At 56.5% G+C, this 14,269-nt stretch carries 16 protein-coding genes; 13 read left to right on the plus strand and 3 right to left on the minus strand.

What is annotated here, in order from left to right; genetic code table 11:
* Positions 1-150 precede the first annotated feature (150 nt).
* From B7E11_RS20565 to B7E11_RS20605, 9 genes are all read left to right on the plus strand, one after another.
* Positions 151-996, plus strand: a complete 846-nt coding sequence (locus B7E11_RS20565) for an MBL fold metallo-hydrolase (protein ID WP_080838243.1) — start codon at positions 151-153, stop codon at positions 994-996.
* A 160-nt stretch (positions 997-1,156) separates the two neighbouring features.
* The gene (locus B7E11_RS20570; RefSeq protein ID WP_080838246.1) at positions 1,157-1,810 is read left to right on the plus strand and encodes an HAD family hydrolase; all 654 of its coding nucleotides are present in this window, start codon (positions 1,157-1,159) and stop codon (positions 1,808-1,810) included.
* Positions 1,811-1,863: 53 nt separating this feature from the next.
* The gene (locus B7E11_RS20575; protein ID WP_080838248.1) at positions 1,864-2,148 is read left to right on the plus strand and encodes a hypothetical protein; all 285 of its coding nucleotides are present in this window, start codon (positions 1,864-1,866) and stop codon (positions 2,146-2,148) included.
* Positions 2,149-2,187: 39 nt separating this feature from the next.
* Positions 2,188-2,697: a hypothetical protein gene (locus B7E11_RS20580; RefSeq protein ID WP_080838251.1), complete on the plus strand. Its 510-nt coding sequence runs from the start codon at positions 2,188-2,190 to the stop codon at positions 2,695-2,697.
* Positions 2,698-2,744: 47 nt separating this feature from the next.
* Positions 2,745-3,098, plus strand: a complete 354-nt coding sequence (locus B7E11_RS20585) for a hypothetical protein (RefSeq protein WP_080838253.1) — start codon at positions 2,745-2,747, stop codon at positions 3,096-3,098.
* A 194-nt stretch (positions 3,099-3,292) separates the two neighbouring features.
* Complete coding sequence (locus B7E11_RS20590) at positions 3,293-3,913, plus strand: hypothetical protein (RefSeq protein WP_080838256.1); 621 nt, start codon at positions 3,293-3,295, stop codon at positions 3,911-3,913.
* A gap of 43 nt (positions 3,914-3,956) precedes the next feature.
* Positions 3,957-4,442 (plus strand): NUDIX domain-containing protein, encoded by a 486-nt coding sequence (locus B7E11_RS20595; RefSeq protein WP_080838258.1) that lies wholly within the window; start codon positions 3,957-3,959, stop codon positions 4,440-4,442.
* 123 nt (positions 4,443-4,565) lie between these two features.
* Positions 4,566-5,714 (plus strand): NAD-dependent epimerase/dehydratase family protein, encoded by a 1,149-nt coding sequence (locus B7E11_RS20600; protein WP_080838261.1) that lies wholly within the window; start codon positions 4,566-4,568, stop codon positions 5,712-5,714.
* A gap of 18 nt (positions 5,715-5,732) precedes the next feature.
* Positions 5,733-6,890: a glycosyltransferase family 4 protein gene (locus B7E11_RS20605; RefSeq protein ID WP_080838263.1), complete on the plus strand. Its 1,158-nt coding sequence runs from the start codon at positions 5,733-5,735 to the stop codon at positions 6,888-6,890.
* A gap of 125 nt (positions 6,891-7,015) precedes the next feature.
* Here the strand turns inward: B7E11_RS20605 and B7E11_RS20610 are convergent, their stop codons facing one another.
* Entirely contained in the window at positions 7,016-7,939 is a 924-nt protein-coding gene (locus B7E11_RS20610) for a sugar phosphate isomerase/epimerase family protein (RefSeq protein WP_080838266.1), read from the minus strand.
* 266 nt (positions 7,940-8,205) lie between these two features.
* Here B7E11_RS20610 and B7E11_RS20615 point away from each other — a divergent pair, with 266 nt between their 5' ends.
* Positions 8,206-8,967 carry a DUF1361 domain-containing protein gene (locus B7E11_RS20615; protein ID WP_080838269.1) on the plus strand — a complete coding sequence of 254 codons (762 nt, stop codon included), beginning with the start codon at positions 8,206-8,208 and terminating at the stop codon, positions 8,965-8,967.
* Between the two features lie 99 nt (positions 8,968-9,066).
* On the opposite strand, the gene melA is transcribed toward B7E11_RS20615, so the two are convergent.
* Positions 9,067-10,365, minus strand: coding sequence for an alpha-glucosidase/alpha-galactosidase (gene melA, locus B7E11_RS20620; protein ID WP_080840917.1), 1,299 nt, complete (start codon positions 10,363-10,365; stop codon positions 9,067-9,069).
* Between the two features lie 139 nt (positions 10,366-10,504).
* On the opposite strand from melA, the gene B7E11_RS20625 reads away from it, so the two are divergent.
* The 3 genes from B7E11_RS20625 to B7E11_RS20635 all read left to right on the plus strand — a co-directional run bounded on the left by B7E11_RS20625 (position 10,505) and on the right by B7E11_RS20635 (position 13,969).
* Positions 10,505-11,350 (plus strand): AraC family transcriptional regulator, encoded by an 846-nt coding sequence (locus B7E11_RS20625; protein ID WP_245809782.1) that lies wholly within the window; start codon positions 10,505-10,507, stop codon positions 11,348-11,350.
* A 73-nt stretch (positions 11,351-11,423) separates the two neighbouring features.
* Positions 11,424-12,011 (plus strand): zinc ribbon domain-containing protein, encoded by a 588-nt coding sequence (locus tag B7E11_RS20630; protein ID WP_080838275.1) that lies wholly within the window; start codon positions 11,424-11,426, stop codon positions 12,009-12,011.
* A 266-nt stretch (positions 12,012-12,277) separates the two neighbouring features.
* Complete coding sequence (locus B7E11_RS20635) at positions 12,278-13,969, plus strand: PucR family transcriptional regulator (protein WP_080838278.1); 1,692 nt, start codon at positions 12,278-12,280, stop codon at positions 13,967-13,969.
* Between the two features lie 80 nt (positions 13,970-14,049).
* Here the strand turns inward: B7E11_RS20635 and B7E11_RS20640 are convergent, their stop codons facing one another.
* Positions 14,050-14,166, minus strand: coding sequence for a sporulation protein YjcZ (locus B7E11_RS20640; RefSeq protein ID WP_080838281.1), 117 nt, complete (start codon positions 14,164-14,166; stop codon positions 14,050-14,052).
* Positions 14,167-14,269 lie beyond the last annotated feature (103 nt).

The raw sequence follows: 14,269 nt of genomic DNA on the forward strand, positions 1-14,269 counted from the left end.
CACTTATGTATCGCAGCCTTTTCGAAACTCCTTCCAATTTATTGTCGATCCGGAAAGGATAACAACCGGAGCGAAAGGGGACGATAAACGGGCGAAAATCGTTTGCGGACCCGAGCGAACGGGGAAGGGCTGCAAAAGGGGGAAACATAAATGGATAAGGAAATGTCATACGGCGAGGACTACCGCTTTTTGCCTTTTACGTCTATAAAAAACGGAACGGGCCTGGAGGTCGGGCCGGATCTGTTTTGCGAAACGGTCCAGATCGTCAACGTCGTTTTCATCGGGAAGCCGGGCGGCGAGTGGGTGCTGGCGGATGCGGGAATGCCGCAATCGGCGGCCCAAATTCGGGCGGCCTGCCAACGGCGATTCGGGGAAAACGCCAAGCCGCAAGGGATCGTTTTGACCCATGGCCATTTCGATCATGTCGGCGCGATCGTCGAACTGCTCGACGAGTGGGATGTTCCGGTTTATGCGCATGAACTGGAAATGCCTTTTTTGACGGGACGGCAATCGTACCCTCCGCCCGATCCGGCCGTCGAAGGCGGGCTGGTCGCCAAGCTGTCCTCTCTTTTTCCCGTAGAACCCGTAAATCTGGGAACCCGGGTCGAAAACCTGCCGATGGACGGATCGATTCCCGTGCTTCCGGAGTGGCGATGGATTCATACTCCCGGTCATACGCCGGGGCATATCTCGCTGTTCCGGGAGCGGGACCGCGCTTTGGTCGCGGGAGACGCGTTCGTGACGGTTCGCCAGGATTCGCTCTTGAACGTATTTACACAGCAGCCGGACATGAGCGGCCCCCCAAGATATTTGACGACCGATTGGGAGGCTGCCCGCCAATCCGTGCGCAAGCTGCGGGATCTTCAACCGCAATCGGCCATTGCCGGTCACGGCATGCCGATGGAAGGCGAGCGACTGGCAGAGAGTCTGCGAAAATTGGCCGAGGAATTCGATTCGGTCGCCGTACCCGACTATGGGAAATATGTAAAGCACTAGGCTACTTGCGAAAATGATTCGCTTGAATCGGGGTCATCCGGATATCCGGCTGGCCTTTTTACTTTGAAGATGAAACTCTCCCGTTTTTCCAGGTCCCGATTATGCTATGATAAAGGACAAGGATGGAAAAAAACCGGATCTCGGATCGCAAGGAGACACCATGCATCGGATAAAAGGCATTATGTTCGATATGGACAATACGCTGCTTCGCTCGGCCATCGATTTTCCGGAGATGAAGCGGGAGATTTACGCTTTTTTGGCCGGCCACCGGCTTCTGGACGAGGATTGTGCGTTCCAGCGGGAGACGTCTTCGACGCTAATTCGGCAGGCTCGTCAGACGGGCCGGTTGACGAAAGAACTGGAAGAGGAAACCTGGGCGATCGTCAGGAAGCACGAGGTGAAGGGGATGGCCGGCGCCGAATTGGAGCCGGGCGTCAGGGAACTGCTCAACGGACTCGTCGGCTGCTATCGTTTGACGGTCGTCACGAACAACTCGGAGGAAGCGGCGCGTGCCGCATTGGCCGAAAACGGCATTCTCTCTTTTTTCGATCTCGTTGCGGGCCGGGAACGAATGGCCATGCTGAAGCCGTCGCCCGACGGTTTTGTCTACGTTCTCGAAAGTTATCCGGATATACCGGCTTCGGAGTGGATTTCCGTCGGCGACTCCTGGATCGACGGCAAGGGGGCGCAGGAGGCGGGCATCCGGTTTGTCGCGTATGGGACCGATATCGCCAAAATGAGGGAAGCCGGCGTCGAACCGGACGGCAAAATCGATCATATCGGCCAGTTGCTCGATTTTTTGGCGTCCGGATAACGTCCCGGGTCCGCTAGCCTGCAAACGTGCGAGAGTGGAGGGGGTTGGCGGTCATGAGAAAAGAAGTGAAGCTGATGTTCGAATCGGCGATCGTCTCGGTTTTGGCTGTCGTCCTATTGGCGGTTTGCTTGGCCATACGCGGATATCTTTTGACAAAATCCTATAAGCCGGGCTTGTTTTATGATTATGAAGAGATAACCCAACTTTCCGGCCGCGTTGTGATCGCGTGGAACCGGCCGTTCGATTGGGGGAGATTTGCCCTTTGGTTTTTCCTGTTTTTCGTTATCTATTATTCGATCCGATTGCTATGGATAAAAGTACTTCGGAAAAGACGATAAAAGCTGGGGGCGGGATGGTTGAGAAGCGCTTTAAACGTAATGGGCTTCGTTTTGCTAGGCTTCGGTCTGTTATTGGGATTGGCGGGCAAAAATTTGGTCTTGATCTTCGGGGGACTATTTTGCTGCCTAACGCTGCTGGCATTATCCAGAATCATCAAGCTGGTCGAACCGTTGCACAATCAGGCGCTGCATATTCCTTTCACAACGAGCCAACTGCTCGCGATCTTGCATAAATCCCCGGCCTTTTCCGTCGACTCGCCTCATTTTGAAGTTTACCCGAACAATGAAATCCCGTATCCGCTTCCGCTGCTGGATGGCGAATATTATATTCGAGCCAAAGTTTTCTACAGCTACCTGAGTCAGGAGGGAAGCGCTTATACGTTCTCTTTGCCGGACGCGAGGCCTGAAACGCTTCATTGCTCTTACTCGTATTACAATGGCGCGGACTTATTTTCCGTGAACGATCAAGTGTACGTACGACTGAGAAAATTGGGATTAACGCCGAACATGGTCGGAAACAAAGCCGTGCTTGAACGTACGGCTAACTGATTAGATGAATGCATATGTAACGCATAGAGACGAAAGGTGATTTCGTAATGACAGAGCCCTTGTTCGAGCTTATCTTGCAGGAAATCGGTTCGGAGCTCGCTCCGCAAGGTTTTCAAAAAACGAAACAGCAGCATCAGCCCCAACTTTCCGATACGCGTTACGCCGTATTTGACGGCACGGACAAACTCGTGCGGGTCATTTGGGACGGAAGGCAGCGTACGCTGGCAGTACGCGTGTACGCTAAACGGAAATTTTTATCCAAGCTTGCCAAAGTGCTGATCGGTCAAAACGATACCGAAAAATTGGTCAACGAAACGACGATTCGGTACGCGGAAATGAGCTCGATGACCGACGAGCAAATCGTCCGGCAATGCGTCCTGGCCGCGCGAACCGGAAAATAGCGCTTTGGGACGCTAAATCGAACCGCCTAAATCCGCATTGACAAAAAAACGAAGGTTCATCATAATATAGGAAAAGATGTTCGGGAAGCACCCTTACAAAGCCAAACACGCGGCGTGTTGCTTTGCTGGGGTGCTTTTGTTGTCAAAAGCCGCGGAGCGAAGAAGTCCTTGTATTCCGAATAGGGGGGATCCGGTTGGAACACTTGCTGATCCAGGTGCTAGACGAAGTGAAAAAGCTGGGCGGCCGGATGGATTCGCTCGACTGCAGCATGGAAACGATGAATAGCCAATTCGTTTCGATGGACAGCCGCATGAATTCGATGGAAAGTCGCATGAATTCGATGGAAAGTCGCATGATTTCGATGGAAGAGGACATAACATCCTTTCGCGGAGAAGTTTATCGACGTTTCGATGAGATGGATATGCGTTTAGACAGCGTGGACACGCGACTGGATAGCATGGATATGCGTTTAGACAGCGTGGACACGCGACTGGATAGCATGGATATGCGTTTAGACAGCGTGGACACGCGACTGGATAGCATGGATATGCGTCTAGACAGTGTGGACACGCGACTGGACAGTATGGATATGCGTTTAGACAGCGTGGACACGCGACTGGACAGTATGGATATGCGTTTAGACAGCGTGGACACGCGACTGGACAGTATGGATATGCGTCTTGACCGTATCGAGCGTAAGCAGGACGCCATATACGAGGAAGTCGTCCGTAATTCCGAAACGCTGACCGTTGTGAAAGCGTCTATTCGCCAAGCGAACGAATATTTGGCGGATTCTCCGTTCAAATCGTCTTGACGTCCCGTTCTCAACCGATGTGGATAAGTTAGAAGGTGCTAAATTGCCGCATGTCAGAATTCGCTGTACGGGATTGATCGTCAAAAAGGATGCCGTCTTGCTGGTCGAATACGACGATAACGGCGTTCATTATAATTTGCCGGGAGGAGGACTGGAGCCGGGGGAAACGATCGTCGAAGGCGTCGCGCGGGAAATACGGGAAGAAACGACCGCGGAAGTGGAGGTTGGGCGGCTTGCGCTCGTGTACGAAATGGCTCCGCATAAGCAGTCCGGCGATTACGGGCGCGATGAAAAACATGGTCTCCATCTCATTTTCGAATGCGCTCTGAAAGAAGGCTCGGAGCCAAAGCTGCCGCCGCTGCCGGACCCGCTTCAGTCCGCGGTAAAGTGGGTTCCCGTCACGGAGCTGGATTCCGTTTTGCTTATCCCCAATATTGCGCCTCAACTAATAAGCTATCTGACGGGAGACAACCGAGACGCCGTGTTCGTCGAAGACTATCGGTTGGAGCGGCTTCGAATCGAAACTTGATATCCGAAGTCTCAAACGTTCAGAACGCCGTTCCGCCTGATTTCATCTGCATTTAATAATCGAATGTTACGCTAATGATGGACGTTCACTATTATTCAGATTCCCTGGGAGGTTTTTGCGTACATGAGAATCGTCGTCGCAGGCGGAGACGGATTTTGCGGTTGGCCTACCGCCCTTTATTTATCCCGAAAGGGACATGAAGTCACGATCGTCGACAGCCTCGTTCGCCGCAAATGGGACGAGGAGCTTCGTTCGAATTCGCTGACGCCGATCGCCTCGCTCGAGGACCGGATCGCCCGCTGGAAAGAGCTTACCGGGCGGGAAATTCAATTGTACATAGGGGATTTGAATCATTATGACTTTTTAAGAACGGTACTTGCGCAAACCCGGCCCGAAGCGTTCGTGCATTTCGCGGAACAGCGTTCCGCCCCCTATTCGATGATCGACCGGGAACACGCCGTATTTACCCAAGTGAACAACGTGGTAGGCACGCTTAACGTCATCTATGGGATCAAGGAGGTCGTGCCGGACTGCCATCTGATCAAGCTCGGAACGATGGGGGAATACGGAACGCCCAACATCGATATCGAGGAGGGCTACATTCGGATCGTTCATAACGGCAGGGAAGATGTCCTGCCCTACCCGAAACAGCCGGGTTCCATGTACCACCTTTCCAAAGTTCACGACAGCCACAATTTGATGTTCGCCTGCCGGGTTTGGGGGCTGAGGGCAACCGATTTGAACCAGGGGGTCGTTTACGGACTGCATACCGACGAAACGCTGATGGATCCTCTGCTGGTCAATCGTCTAGACTATGATGGGGTGTTCGGCACCGCGCTTAACCGATTCCTTATTCAAGCCGCCATCGGCCACGATTTGACCGTTTACGGCGAAGGCGGCCAAACGCGTGGGTTTCTGAACATTCGCGATACGATCCGCTGTATCGAGATTACGGCTGAAAATCCCGCGGAAAGCGGCGAATTCAGGGTGTTCAACCAATTCACGGAGGAATTTTCCGTGTTGGACCTTGCGGAGAAGGTACGGAGGGTTGCGGAGCGGGAAGGCTTGAACAGCCGCATCGTCCATTTGGACAATCCGCGCGTCGAGAAAGAGAAACATTACTATTTCGCGAAAAACACGAAGTTGAAGGATTTGGGTCTCGAGCCCCATCTGCTGACGGACGAAGCGCTGCTCGACATTTTACAAACGGCTATCAAGCATAAGGACCGCGTGCTGACGGAAAACGTTCTGCCCAAAGTAACCTGGAAATAGCGAAAGGAGGAAGCGCGGATGAAGATCGCCATCGTGACCGAAACGTTCCTCCCCTCGACGGATGGCATCGTGACCCGTCTCCTCGCGACCGTCCGCTGGCTTCGGGATCAGGGGAATCAGATTACGGTCATCGCGCCCGACCTTGGGATAAGCGAATATGACGGCATAAAAGTCGAAGGCATTCCCGCCCGTCCCTTCTTTTTGTATCCCGACAAGGAGCTGGCGATGCCCAGCCGCCGGGTCGGCGCCATCCTGCGCCGAATTCAGCCAGACCTGCTGCATGTCGTGAACCCGGCCGTGTTGGGGGTGGCGGGAATTTATTATGGCCGCAAGCTGCGCTTGCCTTTGGTCGCCTCTTACCATACGCAAATCCCGAAATACGCCGATTATTACCGGCTTCCGTTTCTGAAGCCGATCTTGTGGACGTGGCTTCGCCTGCTTCACAACCGCGCCGACCTCAATTTGTGCACCTCCAAATCCGTGCAGGAGGAGCTGATCGCGCAAAAATTCCGCAGCGTCCGATTGTGGAAACGAGGCGTCGACACGGCGCGGTTCGGGCCGCAGCATCGGAAGGACAGCATGCGTCTGCGCCTGTCCGGAGGAAAGCCGGCTTCGACCATCCTGCTCTATGTCGGCAGGCTCGCCGCCGAAAAAGGCATCGAACGGATTCGGGAAGTGCTCGCAAGCTCCCCGGGCACATGCCTTGCCCTTGTCGGCGACGGACCGCATCGTCCTTATTTGGAGCGCTATTTTCAAGGGACGAATGCGGTGTTTGCCGGGTTCATGCACGGAGAGGAGCTGGCGCAAGCTTACGCTTCGGCCGACCTTTTCGTTTTTCCGTCCACGACCGAAACGCTCGGTCTCGTCATCCTGGAAGCGATGGCGTCCGGGCTTCCGGTCGTAGCCGGCCGCAGCGGCCCGACGTGCGAGCAGATCGAAGACGGAGTAACGGGCGTGCTGTTTGATGCGGACCGGCCGGGAGGCATGAAGGAGGCGGTCGATCGGCTCGCGGGCGACGCCGATTTGCGGCAACGAATTTCGCGCGGCGCCGCCGAACTTGCGAGCCATGTAGGCTGGGACGAGCCCTCCGAGCAGCTTCTCGGCTACTATCGGCAAGTGCTTCAAGGGGACTTGCGCAAAGCCCCCAGCCCATCGGTTGACACGCGCAGTCCCTGACTCAAGGACTGAACCGGGAATACAGACGGCATATCAGATCCTTTCGGCTCTCGACGCCTATTTGGCAAAGATCGATTTGCAAAGATCCGGAACCGTGTATGCGGAATGTGCAGCTCCCGGGTCGCTTACGATCGTTCCTCTTCCCAGGCGCGGATTTGCCGAACGAAGGTTTGAAGCAGCTCGCGCGAGCCGTACGTTCGGCTAAAATCCTCGACGCCAAGCCAGCCGTCGTAGCCGACGGATTTCAGCGCGGACAGCACGCGCTTCCACGGGACGATACCGCTTGCGATCGGCCACCAGTCGCATTTCCATTCTGCCGGCGCGAGCGGATCGGGTTCGGCTTCGTCGCCGGAGGCGGCGGCCGCAAAGGGCATAGTTTCGCCGCTCTCCGAGAGCGCGACTTGCGCCCAGGCGGCATTTTTGACGTGCACATGAGCAAGATAGGGGCCGAGAACCTCGACGCCAAGCCGCCATTCTTCCATTCCTTCGTGAATCATGTTGCCGGGATCGTACAGCACCCCGAAACGTTCCGGCGAGTATCGGGATACGAGGCGCCAAGCCGCCGACGCGCTCGCCGCGATCGTACCGTGATGCGTCTCGACGAGCGCTTTGACGCCGTAATCGCGGGCCAGCTCGTCCACCTGATCCATGTAGGCATACGCCGCCTCCAGTTGTTCCGGATAGCGGACCCGCTCGTTATAGGCGGGCACCCCGATGCGGACCATGCCGCACCCGAGAGATGCGGCGAGACGGAATCTCGCTTCGGTCTCCTCGACATCCCCGCACGTCAAATACGGTACGAGGGCGAGATTCGTCAGGCCGCTGGCCGATGCCAGGTCGCGAATGCGCGTCGCCTGCTCCTCCGAAGCGTCCGGCGGGATCGTACAGCGGTTGTTGCCCCAGAACGAAGGCGGCTCGGCGATTCGTTCCGGAGGCGTTTCTTTGCATCTCCATTCGACGCCCTGGATTCCGGCGGCTCGGGCAACGGCGCACAGCTCGGCCGGCTCCAGATCGGGAGTTGCCACGGTAAATACGGACAGCTTGAACAAGGCGAACACGCTCCTTCAGCTTTTTGGCTATCGATTGGAAAAGCAATATATACCGACTAATGAATTCTAGTGAATTCGGTTACATTCTAGCACACGATCCGTTCGGCGGAAGCGCCGGAACGAAAGGGCGTAACGAGAGTCAACGTCTCCCCGCATCATCTTTTTCCCGGTCAATTCGGACGGCGTTCCGTTTTGCCGCAACTTTTTTCCAGGATATCAAGTATGATATGATACCGGGATGAAGCTGAAAAAGGAGGTGCGCGCCGATGAGCCGCCAAACGCGCCATGCGTCGATCGGAGGGGCATTGGGCACCCCCATTTTGCTCGTGTTGACGGGCACTTCGTTTCTTTGCCTGCTGCTGCTGATCGTACGGGCCAATCAATTGGAACTGGATTTCATCAAACATCGTTTTCTGCTGTGGAACTTGTTTTTGGCGTGGATTCCGCTGTTCGTTTCGATGGCGACCATGAGCCTGGAAAGACGGAGGAGAAGCGACAAGCCCGGCTTCGCGTTTTTCCTGTTGGCGATCGTCTGGCTGCTGTTTTATCCGAATGCGCCCTATTTGACGACAGATCTTATCCATCTGATCGCCGACCCGAATTACATTTGGTCGAAAATCAACGAGTCGCTGCTCGTCTGGTACGATCTCGTCGTCTTTTTTATATTTTCCTGGGCTGGGTTGCTGCTCGGTTATTTGTCCATGCGTCAGTTTCACCACATGATTCGCCATTACGGCGGTCCCGTCGCGGGCTGGGCGTTTATATTCGCGACGTCGTTTCTGGGCGGATTCGGGGTTTATCTCGGCAGGGTCGTCCGCCTGAACAGCTGGGACGTTCTTTTTAGCCCGTTTCGCCTGATCGAAGGCGTGCTGGGAGGCCTCGATCATCGCGGAGCGATTTTCACCCTCTTGTTCGGCATGCTCATTCTGATCGTTTACTTGTCGCTGTACGGTCTAGGCTCGTTGACGATGCAAACGCCCAAAAGCGCGAGGCCCGATCCGGAGCCGGCCGGCGGGAACGAACCGTAAGCCGCGTTTCGAGAATCGAAGCGTCGTCTTAAGCCATAAAAGAGAAGCGCCGTCCGCGATGCCCGAGAGGCAACGGGGCGGCGCTTTTTTCGGGCGGGCTCAACGGAAGGCGGGAAGCCAGTTGCCGTGCGCTTCGATCAAATCGTCGCAAAGCGAAACGATATCGTCGATCGACAGCTCGGCCGACGTATGCGGATCCAGCATGGCCGCGTGGTAAATATGCTCCTTCTTGCCGGTACGGGCGGCTTCCAGCGTCAACAGCTGCGTGTTGATGTTCGTCCGGTTAAGGGCGGCCAATTGCGGCGGAAGATCGCCGATATAGGTCGGGTTGATTCCGCTCGTGTCGACCAGGCACGGCACTTCGACGCAAGCTTCCTTCGGCAGGTTTGTAATGAGCCCCGTGTTCATGACGTTGCCGCCGATTTTGAACGGGACGTTCGTTTCCATCGCTTCGAAAATATAGGAAGCGTATTCGTGCGACCTTTCATGCGTCAGATTGCGGTCGTTGACGAGCGATTCGCGCATGTCCTTCCATTTGGCGATCTGCTCGACGCAGCGGCGCGGATATTCGTCAAGCGGAATGTTGAAGCGTTCGATCAATTCGGGGTAATTGCGCTTGATAAAATAAGGATGGTACTCGGCGTTGTGCTCCGACGATTCCGTGACGTAGTAGCCGAAACGCAGCATCAGTTCGAAACGGACCATATCGTGATGCTTTTCCTTTTGCTTTTCGGCCGCCCTGCGCTTGATCTCCGGATACAAGTCCACGCCGTCCTTGGTCGCTTCGAGCAGCCACGCCATATGATTGATGCCGGCGATCTTCGTTTTGACGCCTTCCGTCGAAAGTCCGAGCGCCTCGAACAGATGCGGGACGCACACCTGCACGCTGTGGCACAGGCCGACCGTTCGGACGCCGCCGAGGGTAATCATCGCGTTCGTCAGCACGGCCATCGGATTCGTATAGTTCAAAAACAACGCATCCGGGCAGACGTCCTGAATATCCCGCGCGAAATCGAGCATGACCGGGATCGTGCGAAGGTTGCGGAAAATGCCGCCGATGCCGACCGTATCGGCGATCGTTTGACGCAGGCCGTATTTCTTCGGAACTTCGAAGTCGGTAATCGTGCACGGGTCGTATCCGCCGACCTGAATCGCGTTGACGACGTATTTGGCTCCGCGCAGCGCCTCGCGCCGGTCGCCGTACGCCTTGATGACGCAGGTGCTGCCGACGGAAGCTTTCAGGTTGTTCAACATTTGCTCCGAGTCGGACAGCCGCTCGGCGTCGATGTCGAATAGCGCGATTTCAAAGCCTTGAAGCGACGGAGTCTGCAAACAGTCTCCCAGTACATTTTTGGCGAAAACGGTGCTCCCCGCACCGAGAAAAGCGATTTTGGACATGATCGACACCCTTTCGGATTTTTCGCTTGTTAGAAGGCCTTCTGCGTTCTAGAATAGAGGAATAAGCCTCGTTTCGGATATGGATGGAAGCGATGTCTATATGGAATTTTGTAGTCACGTGAGCGGAGGCGATGGGCCAGTGAAACCCTTTTCGGAGCGAATAGCCGTCAATCCTCATCCGGGCGAAAACGGGGAGATGACCGTCCTGTTTTCCGGCGTGTCGCAAACGAAACCGGATCACCGCCTGGGTCCCCAGGTGCTGGATTATGCGCTTGTGCATGTCGTCGAGGAAGGCAAGGGCTATTTCCGTTGCGGGGAGAACGAATACGAGCTGGGGCCCGGCGATTCATTTTTCATCCTTCCCGGCGTTATTCACTCGTACCGTTCCGATTCGGAAACCCCATGGAAGTACCGCTGGATCGCCTTCCGGGGACCCGCGCTTCCCGGCTGGCTGCGGCGCGCCGGCATCTCCCCGGCCCGCCCGGTCATTCGGCAGAAGGACGAGGCGCCGCTGGCGCCGCTGGCCTCGGCCGAGAGCGCCTTCCGGCGGGGCGGGGCTGCCGCCGATCTCGAGGCGGAAGGCTGGCTGCGGCTGGCCTTTGCCTCGTGGGCGGAAGCGAACGGGGAGAATCGGCCGTCTGCCGATGGAGTCGGGAAATCGGGCGTCCAGGCGCGGGAGGCCGAGCGGGCGGCTCTCTGGCTTCAGGCGCAGTTGGGGCAGCCGATCACGATCGAACGGATGGCGAAGGAATTGGGCTACCACCGGACCCATTTGTCCAAGCTGTTCCGCCAACAGTTCGGGATGCCGCCCGTCCGCTATTTGCAGAAACTGCGACTGGAGCGCTCGCGGGCGCTGCTGCGCGAGCCGCTCACGGTCGAGGAAGTCGCGGCCGCCGTCGGCTATGCGGATCCGCTTTATTTTTCCAAATCGTTCAAGCGGCAGTACGGCGTCACGCCTACCGACTACCGGAAGGGAAAGGCTTGAAAATCCGGCTTGCGGAACCATGACGAGCGGGCTTTCGTATGAGATAATAAGAAAAAGCTAGGAGGCGTTCACGATGAGCATATTCAAAAAAATTACCGAAACCGTGAGCAAAGGGGTATCCACCGCGACGGAAAAGGCTCAGCAAACGGTTGAAATTACAAAGCTGCATACGCAAATCGCCAACAAACGAAAAGAAATCGACAAGAAACAGGCCGCGATCGGCGAGGCGGTGTTCGGCGCCTACCTCGAGAAGGATCTGTCCAAGGCGGAGCAGTCGATCATCCCGATCTGCGAGGCGATCGTAGGCATCCGCAGGGAAATAAGCGCGCTCGAAGACCGCATTCGCGAGCTCCGCAACGAAAAGGAGTGCGAATGCGGACAGAAAGTCGAGTTCGACACGAAGTTTTGCCCGGCGTGCGGGCGGAAATTCGAAGAGCCGGTTCATGCGGCCGCCGAAGTGGTCGACGCGTCGCCGGAGCGGGAGCAGGCCGCGCTCCCCTTGGAAGAAGCGCGCGAAGACGAGATCGAGCCGGCCGATGCCGGGCCGGCGCAGGAAGTCCTTTCCGTCGAGACGGAGAAACGTTGCGCCCGGTGCGGCGAACCGTTGGCGGCGGAGGCCAGGTTCTGTCCGAGCTGCGGAAACGCCGCAGAGCCGGCGTAAACGATAGATATCGTAACGTCATTTCCGGTCACCCTTTGGGGTGGCCGGTTTTTTTTTGTTGCGATTCCGAAATTTATACCGGCTTATGCGCAATATTTTGAAGACATTTCAACAAATATGTTATAAAATATTACATTAAGATAGAGAAAAAAAGAATATCCCGTTTTTGTGTTACGATTAATGACACAGAGAAATCGAAGCGCTGGGGGGAGCTAGTGTGTCGGTTTATTTAAAACTGGGTCTATGCACGCACAGGAGGGACAGGGATGGCCGCAATGCCTCGAAAGGAAACCGCATCCGGCAGCAAACCGGAACATGCCTCGTTGACCGTCAAAGAATTGCTCATGCTGCCGCTGCTTAAGCAGGCGAAGCTAATCGCCGGGGAAAGGGGCGTATCCGCCGCGATTACCCGGATCAGCTTGCTGGAAACGGCGGACGTCTCGCCTCGGGTTCGCATGGGCGAGCTGCTTCTTGCCGGCGGAGCGATGCTGCGCGAACAGTCGGACCGTTTCCGGCAGATGATCCCGGACCTCGTTCAACGCGGTTGCGCCGCCATCGGGTTCAAACCGGATCGCCCTTCCGGCGAGCTGCCGAAGGAAGTCGCCGAGGAAGCGGCCATACATGGATTGCCGATCGTCGAATTGCCGTACGCCTTGTCCTTTTCGGATTTGGTTCGATCGGTCATGGAACGGCTGCTCGCGCAGGAATCGGTTCAGTTGACCGAATTGCAGGGCCGAATTCACCATATGACACGCCTGCTTCTGGACGGAAACGGGCTGTATGCCTTTTTGGACGCGATGGAAAATATGCTCGGCAATCCCGTTGCAATCGTCAGGGATCAGGATAAGCCATGGCTTTCCGAAAGCTTGCGAAGCGCCGATGCGGTCGAAGTATGGCCCTTCGTGCAAATGCTGGCGGGCCGTCATGCCGGGAAGCTGTCAAGCGGCGGCTTTACGCTGATGCAGAATGTCTGCCGGGTATACGCGAGTCCGGTGCCGGCCAGCCGCTTCAAGCCGGCATGCCTCGTGCTTTTGGAACGCAACCGGGAAATTCAGCCGCTTGACGTCGTGACGGTCGACCGGCTCGCGTCGCTGACGGGTCTCGAACTGGCGAACGTGGAGGCGGTTCGCGAGGTGGAGGGGAAGTACGTCGACCAGTTTCTCCAGGATTGGCTGTCGGGCAAGCTCGTTTCCGAGCAAGACTGGAAGCTTCGGGCGGAGGTGTGCGGCTGCTCGCTGCCGGAGGAGACGCCGTTGTGCGCCGTGCTCGCGGGATTCGGCGAAGGGGAGCAGTCCCAGGAGAAGCTTAGGGAAATGGCGCGGAAAATTCGCTCGGAACGCCTGCAGGCGGCGGATTCCGTCTTGTCGGCGCCGGTCGGAGCCGACCTGGTGCTGATCGTGCCGGTGCCCGATACGGGCCGGCTCGAAGCGCGAGCCGATATAACGGAATCGGGCGTGCTGCAGCGGCTGCATGACGAATTGCGGCAGCTTCTCGGGGAAGAAAGCCTTCGATTGTTCGCGGGCCGCCCGGCGGAACGTCCGGAACAGCTGTCGGCAAGCTTGTCCCAGGCCAGGAGGGCGAGGCAGGCGGCGGACGTTTGCGGACTGGACGGGAATATCGTGACTTACGACCGGCTTGGCGTCTATTCCCTGCTTTATTTGATTCCTTCGAGCGAGGAACGGGATCAATTTTTGCAGCGCTTTTCGATTCCGCTTCAGCATGCCGACAAGCGCGGCGGGGGACGGCTCGTGGAAACGCTGGAGATGTTTTTCCGCTGCAACGGCAACATTAAGCTGACGTCGGAGAAGTTGTACGCGCACTACAACACGGTCGTCTACCGGCTCGAGAAAATTCAGAACATTCTCGGCATTTCGTTGGACGATCCGGAGGACCGGCTTCAACTGCAATTATCGCTCAAGCTGTGCCACATCACGCCCGGAGGAGCGGGAACGGGTTGAAAACGACGACGGCCGACAGCCTTGCCGGATGCATTCGGCAAGGCTGTCGGCCGTCGAACGGACGGATTATGATGAGCCGCTTACCAGCAGGCGCGAAGGATGATGACGAGCAAAATAAACAGAACGAGGGCGAATGCAGCTGCTCCCATGCCGCCATATCCTTGGCCGTAACCTGCTCCTGCAACCGGGTAACCCATAGCGATAACCTCCCGCATTAGTGTGTGTGATGGCGTATCACAATGTCAGCATATGCGGCAGGCGGACGGCGACCTGTGCGTTTGCACCGGTCGGAACGTCCTT

The sequence above is a fragment of the Cohnella massiliensis genome (genome assembly GCF_900169535.1).
GTDB classification, from domain to species: Bacteria; Bacillota; Bacilli; order Paenibacillales; family Paenibacillaceae; genus Cohnella; species Cohnella algarum.